Source organism: Ensifer sp. 2TAB8, assembly GCF_052115125.1.
In the GTDB taxonomy this organism is placed as follows: domain Bacteria; phylum Pseudomonadota; class Alphaproteobacteria; order Rhizobiales; family Rhizobiaceae; genus Ensifer.
On sequence record NZ_JBFRGB010000019.1, the window covers coordinates 1 to 15,096 of the forward strand.

The following is a 15,096-nucleotide window of genomic DNA, read 5'->3' on the forward strand; positions in this document are numbered from 1 at the left end:
GGATTCTGATGGGTCGCAACCTCTGGATATGTGGGTAAACGGGCCGCCACGAGAGAATGAAAATCTCCTCGGGTGACCGTAGGCAAAGTTCTGCTATTGTCGGAATCAGCCATGATCCGAGCTCCCGTAAGCTTGGGTGTGGTCAGGCTGTGCCCGGTGCTCGCAACACCAGGTACAGCCGTTAGACCGTTACTCCTATACAGGGCAACCTAAGCATGTGCAACCAAAATCACCATGGCATGGTGATATGAAAGGGATCCAGTGTAAGTTGGCACGCGTTGCATTGGGATGGGGCGTGCTCGAACTCGCTGAAGCGGCCAACGTCTCAACACAGACGGTTACTCGTCTCGAGCGAGGAGACAAGTTACGTCCCTCTACGCTCCTACGTGTGCAACGCGTGCTCGAAGACGCAGGAATAGAGTTCATACCCGAGAACGGTGGCGGTGTTGGGGTTCGCTTCAAGAGACCGCATTAATAGTCGCGGCGGATCGCCGGCGTTTTGTGGGGCACCTGAGATATAGGACTTGGACATTAATCGCGAAATCACCGCTGTCATGCGTCCATGACCGTTTGCGTTGTCGTATGAGAGAAGTAAAGTCCGAATGTCTGTGAAGTCGAACGCTCAGACACAAGGCTCCTTGCGCTCTCAATGCAAAAGGGGCCTTTTTCGTTGTTGAGCATCTTGAATGCCTCCCGCGCCTGCACCGAGCCGACCATGCTCGTTCAGTCAATTTGATCAATTGACATCCTCTCCCACACTCCCATAGCATTCCCCTGCCGAGGGGCGCACCGGACGGTGCTGAGATGGCGGTGAGCCAGACCCTTGAACCTGATCCGGATCATACTGGCGTAGGAACGGCAAGGACCTCTTTGGCACCCCGCGTCTCCGCCGTTCGTCTGGATCTCCGTGTTTTTTGGTTTCGGGAGATCACTGGTGACAGTACGCCGTTTAGAATGCCGCGACGAAGAACTCTGGGGCGCGAGGCGACCGACCCAAGGGCTCGATCGGTCGGATTCCTCCAGATTGCACGGAGCACCCACGTCAGTTCACGCGTGCTTGAGCTCGTGGCTTAATCGCGTGTTCGCCATCTTAGGAGTTGCTTCCACGTTTCAGTGGAGCCAGGCATGACCGCTATCGCCGTCACTATTGCAGGCTCGGATTCCGGCGGTGGCGCCGGTATCCAGGCGGATCTGAAGACGTTTTCGGCGCTTGGCGTCTATGGTGCCAGCGTGATCACGGCCATCACCGCGCAAAACACCAGAGGGGTCACGGCTGTCGAGGATATCTCTTCGGCTGTCGTCACAGCCCAGATCGACGCGGTGCTTTCGGATCTCGCGGTTGGCGCGGTGAAGATCGGCATGGTGTCGCGCGAGGAGACGATTGCGGCGATCGCGTCCGGTTTGAGGCGACATGGGCAGATGGCTGTCATTGATCCGGTGATGGTCGCGACCTCGGGTGACGTACTGTTGCGTCCCGATGCGATCGCGACGCTCAAGGAGGAATTGCTGTCCCTTGGCCTCATCGTGACGCCGAACCTGCCTGAAGCGGCGCTGATGACAGGGCGCAACGTTGCCGAGAATGAGACGGAGGTGGCGCGCCAGGCGGAGATGCTCTTGAAGATTGGTGCGCGTGCCGTGCTGATGAAAGGCGGGCATGCCAAGGGCGACGAAGCAGTGGATATCCTCTTCAACGGGGACACCCCCTTGCGCTTGTCGCGCCAGCGGGTCGAGACGAGAAACGATCATGGTACTGGCTGCACGCTCTCTGCTGCAATCGCGGCTGGCCTCGCCCGTCGCGACACGCTCGAGGAAGCGGTTGTAGCCGCCAAGACCTATCTGCATGAGGCGCTTGTTGCCGCAGCAGAACTCAAAATCGGGCAGGGGCGCGGGCCGGTTCACCACTTCCACCAGTGGTGGGACCCGAGCGGCACCCAATCCGTGTCTTAGCCTTGTGCCGGCTCCGTCGTTTAAGTTGAGCTTTAAAAGATCTGGTCATTCCATTGTTTAATATATGCAATGGAATGACCGACAGAAGCGGAAAGTGAGTGGTTCGCTGTTCGTTGTAGCCAGATAAGTGATAGGGGCTGCGCGGTACTACTCAGGCCACAGCAGCGCTTGAGTGAACAGGCTGCTCCTCCTTGAGCAGTTTCCGGTAGAGCGCGACATGCTCGCGGCCGCAGTCGACATGGCTCATCGGGCGCCTGAGTGTTGCCCTGAGGTTGTCCCATGATCTTGGCGTGCTCAGCACTTCGATTAGTCGATCCGCAAGGTCTTGTGCGCTTCCGGCACGGAAATGGTAGCCGTCCAAGCGGTCGCGGACCTTTTCGGCCATGCCGCCGATGTCGGAGCAAATGATCGGCCGGCCGTGGTGGAGCGCTTCCTGGATCACGATCGGCGAGTTTTCCCACCAGACGGAAGGCATGACCACCCAGTCGACTGACCGCATCAGCCTCGGCATATCCTGGTTCTGGTACGCGCCGTAGAAGCGGACGCGGCGGCCGGCGTCTTCGATCAGTTTCGCCACGCGGTCCTGATACTCGGTCGGCTGACGCTCCAGGTTGCCGCCGAAGATCATCAGCGTGGAATCGTCACCCCAGATATCGTCCGGCACGCGCGATACAGCATCGATCAGCACGTGAACACCCTTGAAGGGGGTCATCTGCCCGAAATAGGCAAAACGATTGCGACGTGCCGTCGGCGCCGGCAACTCACGCGCCGGCGTCTTTTCACCAAGGACGATGCCATTTTCGATCACGAAGATCTTCTCGGCAGCGATGCCCCATTCGACATAGCGATTGGCGAGAAAGGCGCTTGGGGCGATGAAGGCGTCGGCAAGGTTCAGCATGCCTCGCACGAACTGCTCGCGGCGCACGAAGCGCGACACCGGGATTTCGGGGAAGCACGTGCGGCAGCTGATCGGCGAAGCGCCATTGCAAAGCTGGCCAGAGGGCCGCTTCACCATTTGTCCGTGGTTGTGACAGATCGCCAGGTACTCGTGGAAGGTCACGACGATGCGCGCTTTCGGCAGGGCGTCGCGCACAGCAAAGAGCGCTTCCAGCCCGAAGCCGATGATGTGGTGGAAGTGAACGATGTCCGGCTTGATGTCCCCCACGAAGCGCAAAAGGTCTCGGCGGATCGCGTCGGTATCGCCGTTGGACAGGAAGAAATGATCAAAGTCCTCGGCATGGTAGAGCACTTCGTCCATCGCCAGGCGAAGGCTCATCAGCGCAGACGCACCGTGGCGCGGCACGGGATTGCCAACGCGGGCGAGGTAGATCGATTCAATCCCCGGCAACACGTTCAACGCCTTGTGCAAGCCATGGGAGGCGATCTCGGCGCCGCCCAGCGAATGGGTCGGGTGGCCGTGCGAGATCACCAGCGCGCGGAGTTTGTCGCTCATGCCGAAACCTCGTTGTGGGGCGTGTTTTCTGTCTCGACAGTCTGCATCCAGCGGCCGCGGAATAACGTCTGATCGACACGCTCCACGTATCTGGCCGTGGCTGCCGAAACAGTGCCGGACGCCTCATCCGAACCGAGCATCTGCAGGACGGGCAGCCAATAGGATTCGTAGCCCCTGCGGCTCAGCCGCAAGGCGAGATCCAGGCCGTTGAGGGACGCACCGAGATAGGCGGGCGCAGTACCAGTATCATCGAGAAGCGCGCTGCGGGGCATGATGCAGCATTCGAGAGACGCGGTCTGAACGCGCGTCAGCTTCAGGCGGTTGACAGCGCCGACCGGATAACCGGCATAACGGCTCGTCTGCAGAGGATCCGCACGATCGGGCGACGAACTGCCGGCCCAGCGGATCGAATGATCCTCATAGGCAAGGGTCGGCGAAATGATGCTGCCGCTCCTGGTCTCATGGTTTGCTACAAGCGTCTGGTACCAACCGGGATTGGCGGGTGTCAGGGATGCAGAAAGCAATATGACGGTTTCATTGTCGATTGCCTGCGCCGCAGTCCGCGCCAGGTCGGTTGCATCGCTCGATCCCTCGACCGACACCAGACGCAGCGGCAGGCGATAGAATTCCGCAAGCCGCCGGATGCCGGCGGAGCGCCGTCGAAACTGTTCCGATTGCAGGACGAGCACGATCGGCACCTGCCGCGTTTGCGGATCGATCGCCAGAAGTCCCAACAGGGCGGAAAGATCCTCCTCGACCTCGCCCACGGCGACAAGGATTGCCGGCCCCACAGCCTCGCCGAAGCGGCCAATGTCGATGACTGTCTCGAGCTTCGGAGCATCAGCGCGCGCTGCAGTGATGAACGGAACGATCTGGCGATCGACGATATCGGGCAGGGCCCAGCTGGTCGGATCGATCGCGTTCAGCAGCCGCAGCGCCGAGTGCCTTGGCGACAGCCGTGTCGGGTGAAGCGGCATATAGGCACGGCGGGAATCGCGAAGGGTGACTTCAAGATGCAGTGGCGCTGCCGGATCGCCGATGAGGCCGCCCGCCAAAGCAATGAAACCGTGCGAACGGCGATGTCCCGAAATCGCGCCCTTGAACTCAGGACGATCCACGAAGGCATCTTCCACGTCCAGCCGCTCAGTCCGGGTCCAGGCGCCGTCAAGTCGCGCCTCGGCGCGCCCTCGGCGCAGCCGAACGCTTTGCACATGATCGTCCGGATCGAGCATCCAGCCCGAGATCAGAAAAGTGCCTTCATCGCCCTGGTAGAGCGCGTCGACACCGAGCCGGACCGGCACGGGGAGGCTTGAGATCGTTTCTGTGCCGTCAAAGCCGCTAGCCGCTTCGCGCAGGCGCAACAGCACCTGCGGCGAACTCTGGCTTTGGAGCAGCATCGCGCGAATATGACCCGGCGTTTCAAGGGGGCCTGAAACGAACTTGCGCTCGTGGACCGGCGCATAGCGCCAGGCGCCACGCCCCCGATAGAAAATGCCCTGGATGTCACGCGCCCGCGGCAGATCATCCGCAGACAGGAGGCCAAGAAAGCCGGTGGCATCCTCCGGCGCGTCCTTGCGCGGAAAAACCGCGATGCTGCACTCGGCGACCGATGTGTTTTCCGTACGGATGACCACTCGGCTAGCACCGGCTGCAATGTCATGCGCCCAGCCCTTGAGTGCAATCACATCATCGTGGCTTTCGCCGAGCAGTTCGATGTATCCGTCTTTCGCGGTTCCTGACTTGAGCAGTGCTGTGATTGCCGTCAGCTTCCGCGGTTCAAGCGGCGGCTTCATCAAAACGTCCACCAGGCGGCCCAGCACGTGAACAACCTGCGGGCCGGCGAGCTCCTTCAGCATCGCGGCAACATCGCCGGTCGATACGGTACGGGGCGCAACGATGTAGCGTTTGCCGCTACCTTCTTTTCCGAAGCGCAACGTTGCCGGCATGCCACGCGCTCCCTCGACGGGGATGAGCGCGGCGAAACCATGGGGGGCGGATCCCTGTGGCGCGGAAAGCCGCCAGCCGATGATGGCAGCGATCGCTCGGGTCTTGGGGTCTTCGTCGATCTCGACCGGCAGCTGATCGGCCATCGGGCCGCCGGCGCCAATCACCAGCAGCAGCGTCTCGTCAATCGGGCACGCCACGATGCGTCCGCTACGCATGATCCGGGCAAGCGGTACCGGGCTCGGCGAGAGGGAAAGCTCCTGATTGGGCATGATGTGCCCCTCAGGTCCGCAGGAGGAGCGTCAGGATCGCACCCGCGGTAAAGCCCGCAAGCACGAAGAGAAGCAGAAATGCCGGCTTCAGGTCTCCGTTCGAGCGCTGCTTCAAGGCAGTGAGGCTCTTTTCCATACCCGCCACAACCCCGTCGAGACGCATCAGGTGCACGTCGAGATCGGTCAATCGTTGGGTGATTTCCGTGCGGAGATTTGCGACGTCGTCACTGACGGCGGCAAACCCAGGCGCCTCGCCGTCCTCGCCATCGTCGAGCTTCTGGCGGATGGCCGAGCGTTGAGAGACCTGGAGTTGACGTTGCGCCGCCATCAGGACATCCAGTTTGTCGAGCACTTTTGCAAGCGGTGCGGCGATCAGGGCTTCGGCAGCCTGTTCGTCGGGCTTCGGCACACGAAGCGGCAACTCGCCGCCTTTTTCGGTCGAGGCCATGACAACCAGTTCGCCGGTTCGGGCGCTCGCCATGTCAGGCAGCGCTATTTCGAAGGCGTGGTTGCCGTCGCCGATCCCGTTTCGCTTGAGATCGGATCGGTTGCGGTCCGCGAGCGCCTCGGCAATCACCTTGCCATCCAGAAGCACGCGGATGGCGAGCCTCTTCTCGGGCGTCTCGGGGTCGAATGCCCAGCCGAAGACGCGGCCCTGGTCGATCGCGTCCACGCGGCCCTTCAGGGGCTTTGCATTGTTCTGATCCGGTGCGACATCCGGTTTGTCGGCTGCTACAGACATGGTCATTCCTTTAGGCGGCGACGGTTCGTGCCGGCTCTATCTTATCGATGAGCGTGAGATAGCGGTGGGCAGTGGCGTCGATATCATCGGGCTTGCGGGCGTTCGCCGAGAGGCGACGCTTGAGATCCGGGTTTTCCGCGATGCGGCGCATGGCGGCGGCAAGCGCCCGCGGGTCGTTGGGCGTAACCGTCAGGCCGCTCACGCCGTCCTGAACCATTTCGGCCATGCCGCCGATGTTGCTCGCAATCACTGGCTTGCGCTGGGCTTGCGCTTCGCCAATCACGAGCGGCGCATTCTCCCACCAGATCGACGGCACGATGGTGCAATCGACCGCGGCGATGAGTTCGGCAATGTCGTCGCGCCGGTAGGCGCCGCGCTGCTGGACGGTGGGGGCGGTCTTCTTGAAGAGGCGAGCGATCTCGTCCTTGAAACCATCGCTTTGGAACGGTGCGCCCCCGTGTACCCTGAGTTCAAAGCGCAGGCCCTCGTCGATCAGTTGCCGCGCGGCCTCAAGCAGGACGGTGGTGCCCTTCCAGGGATTGAGGTTGCCGAAATAACCAAAGATCGGCCGGTCGTTTTCCTGTCGGACCTTCCGCGCCGGAACGTCTCGTCGGGGTAAGCCATTGGCGATGACATCGATCTGCTCTCCGTCGAGGCCCCAGTCGATGTATCGCTGCCGCAGGAACTGGCTCGGCGATACGAAACGGTCGACGGTGCGTAAGAGCGCTTTCAGATGCTGCTCGCGAAGCACGAAGCGGTCGAGCGGAATATCCTTGAAACAGGCGTGACAGCGGTCGGGCGTTGACTTGTGGCAAAGCTCCTTGCCGCTAGTTCGCACCATCAGTCCGTCATGGTGGCAAAGTGGGTAGTAGTCGTGCAGCGTCATCACGATACGACACTCGGGCAAGGTCCGGCGCACGACATGCGGAAACTCGGCGCCAAGCAGCAGCAGGTGATGAATGTGGACCACGTCCGGCTTGAAATCACGCAGGAGTTCCGTGAGGTCAGGGACGACGCCATAAAGGTCGATCTGGCTCATGAAGAAGCGGTCGAAATGACCGGACCACAACAGCACCTCGTCGCCTTCCGAGCCGATCGCCTGGAAGCTCGTTCCCGGGCGCACCTGGCGATGGGTCTGGTTCGTGGCGCCGAGGAACAACACCTCGTGGCCGGCGCGTTTATAGGCGCGGAAGAGGTCGTGCGCGAAAATCTCCGTGCCCCCCGGATGGAGTGCCGGATGATTGTGCGCGGCAACCAGGATGCGCTTCTTCATCCGTTTGCACCCCGGCGTTCGGCAACGAAGACATCCTGGTAGTGACCGGCATCCTGCCCGCGCCAATGGCCGAGTGATTTAAGGACGGTCGAAAAGCCGGCGCGCTCGAGCGCCCGATCGAGAAACCCGTCATCGAAACCGACGGCCGCGAGCGGCGGCAGGCCCGGTACGAACCAGCAGGGGCCGTCGCCGCTGCGATTGAAGCCGAGGCGCGGATCCCGCCTGCCGTTTTCGTTTTTCGCGGCCACTTGATCGACCACGAACGCCGTCACGAAAAGTCGGCCACCGTGCTTCAGCATCCGGCTGATCTCGCTGAAATAGACGAGCACTTCGTCCGGCGGCAGATGCGTGACGATCGACGTCATGATCGCGAAATCGAACGTGCGGTCCGGATAGGGGAGCTTCAGCGCCTTGCCGTTGATCTTGCCCATGGGATTGTAGAGCTCGTTGGCAATGTCCACATGCTCGAAGGTGAAGTTCGGGTAGACCGGCGTGACGGATTTGCGGCACCAGGCGACACCGCCTTCGACGGGATCGACGCCGACGTAGCGGGCGCGATCGGCATCGAGATACTGCGTGAGCGGAACCGCCATCCGGCCGATGCCGCTGCCGATATCGAGCACGCTACTTTCCGGCCGCAATCCACCCATGCGGATGAAATGGCCCAGAAATTCGGCGCCGACCGCCCGGTAGTTGCCGTCTCCGACGAACACGCTGTTGCTGTCGGGCTGTGGCAGGAAACGATTGTTCAGAACCGTTTGAAGCATCCCGTCGATGCGGTCCTCGTTCGGCTGCTGGGCCGTTTGCAGGCTTTCTGCGTGGCGAAGTGCGGGTTGGTTCATGCAGCGCTCCTGGCGGCAGTCTTGTGACCGCTCGGCGCAGCCGCCTCTTCGGCGCCGAGATAGGCTGGCATCAATGTACTGATGTCGTCGTTCCAGCGTTCGGTGTGCAGCCATGCATTGTACTGGCTTGCGACACCGCGCGTGTAATCCTGGCTGCGGCTGATCGACCGCCGCTCCAGGTGGTAAAGGCAGGCAGCCGGCTCGTAGACGATGTCGAAGCCGGCCTGCCGGATCTTCAGGCAGAGATCGCTATCCTCGTAGTCACCGATCACGAAGTCCTCGGCATAGCCGCCGACGAGGTCCCAGACTTCTCGACGCATCACCTGACATGCGCCGGTGATTCCGGGCACGACGCGCGCTTGTTGCGCGGGCGCATAGGCGCCCGGCATGCCCTTGTAGAAATGGTGATTGAGCCAGATGTCCTGCTTGTTGCGGGCAAAATAGAGACCCGCATGCTGCAGGGAGCCGTCCTCGAAAAGGAGTTTAGGGCCGATGGCGCCGAGCGACGTCTCTTTGAGCACGGGCAGTGCAAGCGTCTCCAGCCAACCCGGCCCACATGGAATGACATCGGAGTTCAGCATGACGACGACCGAGCCGCGAGCATAGCGCGCGCCGGCGTTGCATGCACGGGCATAACCACCGTTGCGGTTCATCACCACGAGCTTCATCGAAAGGCCGTGCAGCAGGTGAAGGCCGCCGAGCAGGTGCTCGGTCTCATCGTGGATCTCGGGGGAATCGAGCACATAGATGATCTCGGCATTGGCGGCGACGAAGGGGTCGGTGGCAAGGCCCGAGAGCTGGAAGCGCAGGAAATCGAGAACGCGGTAGAGTGGCACGACGATCGAGACTAAGGGCGCCTCCAGCATCGGACCGAAGTCCTTCGTCTGATCGACCCTGATCGTCTTTCCCAGTCTTTGCTCCACGTCCTTGAGCGCAGGCGCCAGGATCGTGCGGAACGCCGCATCKACGGCATGCTGTGGCGGAACGGCCCTGAGGATGCGGTTGCGTTGTGTTGCGGGATCGAAGGGCTGCGGCTTCGGCACGAGCGCTTTGACGGCGCCGGAGGCAAGCCGCATCTGGAAGCGGGGCTGCAGCAAGGCACCGAGTGGCTCGCGCATTGGCAGCCAGCTGACAAAGCCCGTTACATCCGTCTTCGAGCCCTCTTCCGCGCCGCGGGCCCAGCCGGGGAATTCATACCAGTTGCCGTCAAGCGGAAGGGCCGTGCCGTCTTCCTGAAGATAGTCGATCCCCGAGAGCACACCGCTTGTGTCGCGCGTCCAACCGCCGACCAACAGCCCATCCGGCAACGCAAGGGCGAGGTCGATCTCCGCGCCAGGGTGGAGTGGAGATTTTCCGGCCTGGCGCGCAGGCAGCGGCGAACGAAGCTGCAGGTCGGTCGCAAGCGCCATGCCGTTTTCAGGGATGGCGGAAAGGCAACGTACGACGAACTCGCGCAGGCCCGCAGCCGCGCCGTGTTCGGGCCACCATTCCTGAACGCTCGGGTAGCGCGAACCACGATGGGCGACTTCGCGGATGGCAATCCCGCGCTTGCCCATGATCATCAGCGAAAGCGCCTGCGGGGCGCGCGGCGTTTCGAGCACGAAGTGGCAACGGCGCCAGCCGCGCTCCGCCCGACCGGTGATGGCAAATTGCTGCGGCAATGGCAGGACGGCATCGGCGCTCAGCGCATAGATCGCACTGATCTCGCCGAACTCGGCGCTGACGGTCGTCTCTGCCAGGTATCGGCCATGGGCAAGCCGGCACGAAATCGTCGCTGCGCGCTGACCAAGGTTTAAGGCATGGATCGCATCGTCGACCAGCCCGGTGAAAAATTCGTCTCGGGAGAGCCGGAATGCACTCCGCCAGACAGTGAGCAGGTTGTTGAGAAACTTGAAACGTGCCTCCGGCACGAGTGCGGCGAACTGCCCTGCCATGTCCAGAAACGGAAGCCGGCCAGCGGGCTCGAGGACAACTGTCTGAAGGACGTGGTGCTCCACGGCAATTTCCGCGAGTTCCCGCTCGTTTCCGGGGCGCATCGCCCAGAAGACACGCTGCCCGCCATCGGCGCGCGGAAGCGCCATGCTGACGAGAGGAACGAGGGACCGCGATGCTGAAAGTGCGTATTTGGTTTTCGCCGGCAGGTCTGCAGGTGCGTCCCATATCAGCACAGCAACATCGAGGCTGAGCCTGAATGCCGCAGCACTTGCGAATTCTTGGGCCAGGCTCCTGATACGGTCGTCTGCCGTCACGCGTTACTCCTGAAGGACGAAAAGGGAGGGCGCCCCACATGGGAGGAAGTGGGGCGCGCCGATCAATCTCAATGGATCGTGAAGTAGTGGTTCGGGTTCGCCTGGATGTCGTCGGCGTCCGCATTGACGAGCGTCAGTGTATCGCCATGACCGAAGTCGATGACCACGTTGCCACCAACCTGGGTGACGCGCGATGCCAGATCTTCCGGAGACGAGATGTCGAGGCCGTTGATGTCCTTCGAAATCTGCAGCAGGTCTTCGCCTGGCGTGAAGTCGAGGATGACGTCGTTGCCGCCACCGCCGTCGAACACGAATACGTCGCTGCCTTCGCCGCCGGTCATGATGTCGTCGCCGTGACCGCCGTTGATGATGTCGTTGCCGGCACCACCAAACAGAATATCGCTGCCGCGGCCGCCCATCAGCAGGTCGCTACCGTCGCCGCCAATGAGAATGTCGTTACCGTTGTCGCCGTAGAGCAGGTCGTTGCCCTGGCCGCCGAACAGGACATCGTTCCCGTTGTCGCCATGGAGAACATCGTCGCCCCAGCCGCCGAACAGGGTATCGCTGCCGTTACCGCCGAACAGCATGTCATCACCTTCGTCGCCGAAAATGGTGTCGTCGCCATTGCCTCCGTTCACGAAGTCATCGCCACCACGGGCATGGATGAAGTCGTCGAAGCGTGAGCCAAAAAGGGCGTCATCATACGCGCCGCCTTCCAACGTGGCCATATGCTACTCCTCTTAGTTGTTGCTTACGTCATCTTGGTTGTTGCTTGCGCTCATCCCCGGTCTCAAACCGGTGGCGAGCGCGGCGACATTGCACTGCAAAAAAACATATGGCAACAGCAAAAAAGAAATAAAATCAGCTGCACTGTATTATTATCTGCTACCTACGATGTATATTGTGTGTCGTTTTAATGATTATCCCTGGGATATAAGGGGTAAGTATCTTTGGTATTACTTGGAATTAAATTCGAATTTAGAAATAAATTGCCGGCGAAATTGAACTTCGCCGGCTTTTGACGTCGATTGAGGTTCTGAATCAATCTTCCCGGAATGCGCGGTTCAGGCTGTCCGCAATCGGCGAGACCATGTAGTCAATCGCCGAGCGTGGCTTGTGGACGATCAGGACCTCGGCTGGCATGCCTGGATAGAGCCGAATGTCGGGGTTCGCACTGAGGGACGATGGCGCAATGCGGGCACGCGCCACGTAGTAGGAAACATTCGACTTCTCATCCACCGACTGGTCGGCCGCAACGTAGCTGATCTCGCCGTCGAGAGGCAGGTGCGTGCGTTGGTTGTAGGCCGTCAGCCGGATCTGCGTCTTCGAGCCGATGTCGATGCTGTCGATGTCGCGGGTGCCGACATGCATTTCGACGAGAAGCGGTTCGTCCTCAGGCACGATATCGAGCAACGGCTGACCGGCCGACACGGCGCTGCCCGGTGTGCGTAGCTGAATGTTGGTGACGATGCCCGCTTGAGGCGAGCGGATGTCGAGGCGCGTCAGGACGTCTTTGGCGGACACCAGTCGCTCTTCGACATCGGAAAGCTCCAGGCGGGCCGTGGTGATTTCACCTGCAATTTCCGACTGGAATTCATTCTCGATTCCCGTCAATCCGAGTTCAGCGCCGGCTTCCGCCTTTTCCGCCTGGGCCTTGTTGCCCGCGAGCTCGCCGCGGGTCGCAGCAAGTTCGCTGAGCTTGGCATCGATCTCGATCAGCTTCGAGCGCTGAGCGTATTCCTTCTCGACCAGAGTTGCGATCGACGTGCGCTGTTCGGTAATCAGTTCGATCTGGCGATCGGTTGCGCGGATCTGCTCCGCCAGCGATTTCGCCTTTTCGGAAAACTCCTCGATCGTCTTGCCCTGAACCTCCAGGCGACCGGTTTTGGCTTCCCGGCGCCTATCGAAGAAGTTCGTTTCCGCTTTGATCGCGTCCTCGGCGGTCGCATCCGGTGTCGCAGTCAGGTCGCTCGGAAAGGTGATTGCGGTCGATCCGGTCTGTTCGGCACGAAGCCGCGCAAGTTTTGCGATCAGTCCTATGCGTCGGCTCTGGAGCGCCTTCAGGTCAGAGCGGGCGCGTGTGTCCTCAAGCTTCATCAACGGCTGGCCGGCCGTGACGCGATCACCTTCCTGGACGAGCAACCGGTTGAGAATCCCGCCTTCGAAATGGCTGACGGTCTTGCGTTTCGAATCGACCACGATTGTGCCGCTTGCGACCGACGCGCTGCTGAGCTCGGTCGAGAACGCCCAGCCGAAAAAGCCGCCAAAGGCGACGAGAATGGTCGTGAGGCCGGCAAGGACCACGCCGCGCAAAGGGGCAGAGGCGCTCCCCTCGACTTCGGACTGAAGGGCGTGCAGCGGATGTGGCCTGTCGACGATGGAGGGCAGGTTCTCCCGGGCCCCCGTCGTCACTACGGTCTGCGCATCCCGCGCGATCGGGAGTTTTGGCTTGTTTGTCATGCGGAAGCGCCTTCCCGTCTCGGTTCGCCGGGGGTCATGGATGCAACCACGTCGGTGCGTGGTCCGAACTGGGTGATCCGGCCGTTTTCAAGGACAAGCAGCTTGTCTGCCGCCTGCATGATGGTTGGCCGGTGGGCAATCATGATGACGATCGCGCCGTCGTTACGGGCGCGCTCGATTGCGCGGATCAGCGCCCGTTCACCGATTGCGTCGAGGTTGGCGTTCGGCTCGTCGAGAACGATCAGGCGAGGGCGGTCATAAAGGCAGCGAGCAAGCGCGATGCGCTGCCTCTGACCCCCGGAAAGCGTCAGGTGGCCGTCTCCGACGGGTGTGTCGTAGCCGAGTGGCAGGCGGCCGATCATGTCGTGCACGTCGGCAAGGCGGGCGGCGTCGAGCACCTTTTGGGGTTCACCTTCCTCCATGCGCGAAATGTTATCTCGGATGGTGCCCTCCAGCAGCGATACGGATTGCGGCAGGTAGCCGGTCATCTGCCCGAACGAGGAGCGCTCCCAAAGATAGACGTTGTTGCCGTCGAGAAAGACGCCGCCGGTGGTCGGCTTCAAGATCCCGACGAGCAGGCGCGCAAGCGTCGACTTTCCAGCAGCAGACGGGCCGACGATACCGAGCACCTCGCCCGGCGAAAGCGTAAATCCGATGCCCTTGATGATCGGCACATCAAGACCCGGCGCGGCATAGACCAGCTTGTCGACGACTAGATCGCCCTGCGAGCGTGGCTGGGGCATCGTCTGGCGTACGGCGAGGTCTTCCTTGAGTGCGGCCTCGATCCGGCGCCAGCTGGCGATGGCCAAAACCCATTGGCGCCAGTTTTCGATCATCGAATCAAATGGGGCAAGAAGGCGGCCAACCAGGATGGTTGTCGCCATCATCGCGCCGGGAGAGATCTCCTGCTTCATGACAAGGATGGAGCCTGTCGCCAATGCCGCCGCCTGAATCATGAAGCGTAGCGAACGCGTGATGGACGCCATCGCCTTGCTTCGGCTGCCGCTGACTTCAAGCGAATCCAGCGCATGCATCTGTGCCGCGCGCCAGCGCCGGGCAAGCGCAGGGAGCATGCCCATGGCTTCGATCGCTTCGGCATGGCGCAAGCTCGCACCAATTTTCGAAACGGCCTCGATATTGGCTTGATTGGCCTCTTTCATCAGCCGGCGAGTCAGCAAATCAGTCAGCAATCCACAACACACGAGCAGGGCAATTGAGATGGCGCCGAGAAGGCCGAACATCGGGTGCAGCGCAAAGAGCACACCGAGGAAGATTGGCGACCAGGCGGCATCGAGTGGCGCACTGACGGCGGAGGTCGTGAGAAAGCTGCGCAGCTCCGCCAGGTCCCGTAGCGACTGGGTCGCCCGGGTCAGCCCTTGATCGGCCGCTGCCTGCACCGCAGCCGTCAGCACCGGCAAATTCAGCCAACGCACGACCGCACTGCCCATCGCCTGGAACGTGAGTGCCCGGATGTATTCGAGCACGCCGTAGATGATGAGCGCGCCGATCACCAGAATCGTCAGCATGGTGAGYGTGTCCATGCTCTGGCTGTTCAGGACCCGGTCGTGAACCTGCATCATGTAAAGCGGCGTGGAGAGCTGCAAGATGCCGATGCACGCGCTCAGCAGCGCTGCATAAATAAGTGCCAAAACGAACACTCGGCGTGCCTTCAAAATAAGCAGTCGTGGATCGTTTGCTCCATTTTGCGCCGTCTTTGGCCCAATTTGGTTCTTGCTAATCATATTGCCTCGTTTGCTGTCACGCGTGGCGATTTTCTGGATAAGTTCGCTGGGGTCTTGAGGAAGCTATTTTGTTTGTTATCACTTAAATCACAGTGTTGCCGTGATAAGTGTGACACAATAATGGTGGAATGCTCAAGATAGTCGTATTCGGGGGGAGTAAAGGGGGCGAAAA

The 15,096-nt window shown here is 61.2% G+C and carries 11 protein-coding genes and 1 riboswitch; of the genes, 2 read left to right on the forward strand and 9 right to left on the reverse strand.

Going from position 1 to position 15,096, the window contains the following annotated elements; all coding sequences use genetic code 11:
- Nucleotides 1-247: 247 nt before the first annotated feature.
- Together AB4Z53_RS25525 and thiD are read left to right on the forward strand one after the other, a co-directional pair.
- Nucleotides 248-475, forward strand: coding sequence for a helix-turn-helix transcriptional regulator (locus AB4Z53_RS25525; protein WP_441598334.1), 228 nt, complete (start codon nt 248-250; stop codon nt 473-475).
- Between the two features lie 295 nt (nt 476-770).
- Nucleotides 771-873, forward strand: a riboswitch (TPP riboswitch).
- 252 nt (nt 874-1,125) lie between these two features.
- Entirely contained in the window at nt 1,126-1,947 is an 822-nt protein-coding gene (gene thiD / locus AB4Z53_RS25530; protein ID WP_441598336.1) for a bifunctional hydroxymethylpyrimidine kinase/phosphomethylpyrimidine kinase, read from the forward strand.
- 151 nt (nt 1,948-2,098) lie between these two features.
- Here thiD and AB4Z53_RS25535 read toward each other — a convergent pair whose 3' ends face one another.
- From AB4Z53_RS25535 to AB4Z53_RS25575, 9 genes are all read right to left on the reverse strand, one after another.
- A complete protein-coding gene (locus AB4Z53_RS25535; protein ID WP_441598338.1) occupies nt 2,099-3,400 on the reverse strand; it encodes a glycosyltransferase family 4 protein in 1,302 nt (433 codons plus the stop codon).
- The gene (locus tag AB4Z53_RS25540; protein ID WP_441598340.1) at nt 3,397-5,616 is read right to left on the reverse strand and encodes a hypothetical protein; all 2,220 of its coding nucleotides are present in this window, start codon (nt 5,614-5,616) and stop codon (nt 3,397-3,399) included. The genes AB4Z53_RS25535 and AB4Z53_RS25540 overlap by 4 nt, the downstream gene beginning before the upstream one ends.
- 10 nt (nt 5,617-5,626) lie before the next feature.
- On the reverse strand, nt 5,627-6,358 hold the full coding sequence (locus AB4Z53_RS25545) for a hypothetical protein (RefSeq protein ID WP_441598341.1): 732 nt from the start codon (nt 6,356-6,358) through the stop codon (nt 5,627-5,629).
- A 10-nt stretch (nt 6,359-6,368) separates the two neighbouring features.
- Nucleotides 6,369-7,631 (reverse strand): glycosyltransferase family 4 protein, encoded by a 1,263-nt coding sequence (locus AB4Z53_RS25550; protein WP_441598342.1) that lies wholly within the window; start codon nt 7,629-7,631, stop codon nt 6,369-6,371.
- Nucleotides 7,628-8,473: a class I SAM-dependent methyltransferase gene (locus AB4Z53_RS25555; protein WP_441598344.1), complete on the reverse strand. Its 846-nt coding sequence runs from the start codon at nt 8,471-8,473 to the stop codon at nt 7,628-7,630. The genes AB4Z53_RS25550 and AB4Z53_RS25555 overlap by 4 nt, the downstream gene beginning before the upstream one ends.
- The gene (locus tag AB4Z53_RS25560) at nt 8,470-10,722 is read right to left on the reverse strand and encodes a glycosyltransferase family 2 protein (protein ID WP_441598346.1); all 2,253 of its coding nucleotides are present in this window, start codon (nt 10,720-10,722) and stop codon (nt 8,470-8,472) included. The genes AB4Z53_RS25555 and AB4Z53_RS25560 overlap by 4 nt, the downstream gene beginning before the upstream one ends.
- A gap of 68 nt (nt 10,723-10,790) precedes the next feature.
- Complete coding sequence (locus AB4Z53_RS25565) at nt 10,791-11,450, reverse strand: calcium-binding protein (protein WP_113540600.1); 660 nt, start codon at nt 11,448-11,450, stop codon at nt 10,791-10,793.
- A gap of 313 nt (nt 11,451-11,763) precedes the next feature.
- Nucleotides 11,764-13,182: an HlyD family type I secretion periplasmic adaptor subunit gene (locus AB4Z53_RS25570; protein ID WP_441598348.1), complete on the reverse strand. Its 1,419-nt coding sequence runs from the start codon at nt 13,180-13,182 to the stop codon at nt 11,764-11,766.
- Entirely contained in the window at nt 13,179-14,924 is a 1,746-nt protein-coding gene (locus AB4Z53_RS25575) for a type I secretion system permease/ATPase (protein WP_113540602.1), read from the reverse strand. The genes AB4Z53_RS25570 and AB4Z53_RS25575 overlap by 4 nt, the downstream gene beginning before the upstream one ends.
- Nucleotides 14,925-15,096: the final 172 nt, after the last annotated feature.

Coding starts and splice junctions, on each gene's coding strand:
- AB4Z53_RS25525 (WP_441598334.1), top strand. CDS start 248: ATGAAAGGGATCCAGTGTAAGTTGGCACGCGTTGCATTGGGATGGGGC.
- thiD (WP_441598336.1), top strand. CDS start 1,126: ATGACCGCTATCGCCGTCACTATTGCAGGCTCGGATTCCGGCGGTGGC.
- AB4Z53_RS25535 (WP_441598338.1), bottom strand. CDS start 3,400: ATGAGCGACAAACTCCGCGCGCTGGTGATCTCGCACGGCCACCCGACC.
- AB4Z53_RS25540 (WP_441598340.1), bottom strand. CDS start 5,616: ATGCCCAATCAGGAGCTTTCCCTCTCGCCGAGCCCGGTACCGCTTGCC.
- AB4Z53_RS25545 (WP_441598341.1), bottom strand. CDS start 6,358: ATGTCTGTAGCAGCCGACAAACCGGATGTCGCACCGGATCAGAACAAT.
- AB4Z53_RS25550 (WP_441598342.1), bottom strand. CDS start 7,631: ATGAAGAAGCGCATCCTGGTTGCCGCGCACAATCATCCGGCACTCCAT.
- AB4Z53_RS25555 (WP_441598344.1), bottom strand. CDS start 8,473: ATGAACCAACCCGCACTTCGCCACGCAGAAAGCCTGCAAACGGCCCAG.
- AB4Z53_RS25565 (WP_113540600.1), bottom strand. CDS start 11,450: ATGGCCACGTTGGAAGGCGGCGCGTATGATGACGCCCTTTTTGGCTCA.
- AB4Z53_RS25570 (WP_441598348.1), bottom strand. CDS start 13,182: ATGACAAACAAGCCAAAACTCCCGATCGCGCGGGATGCGCAGACCGTA.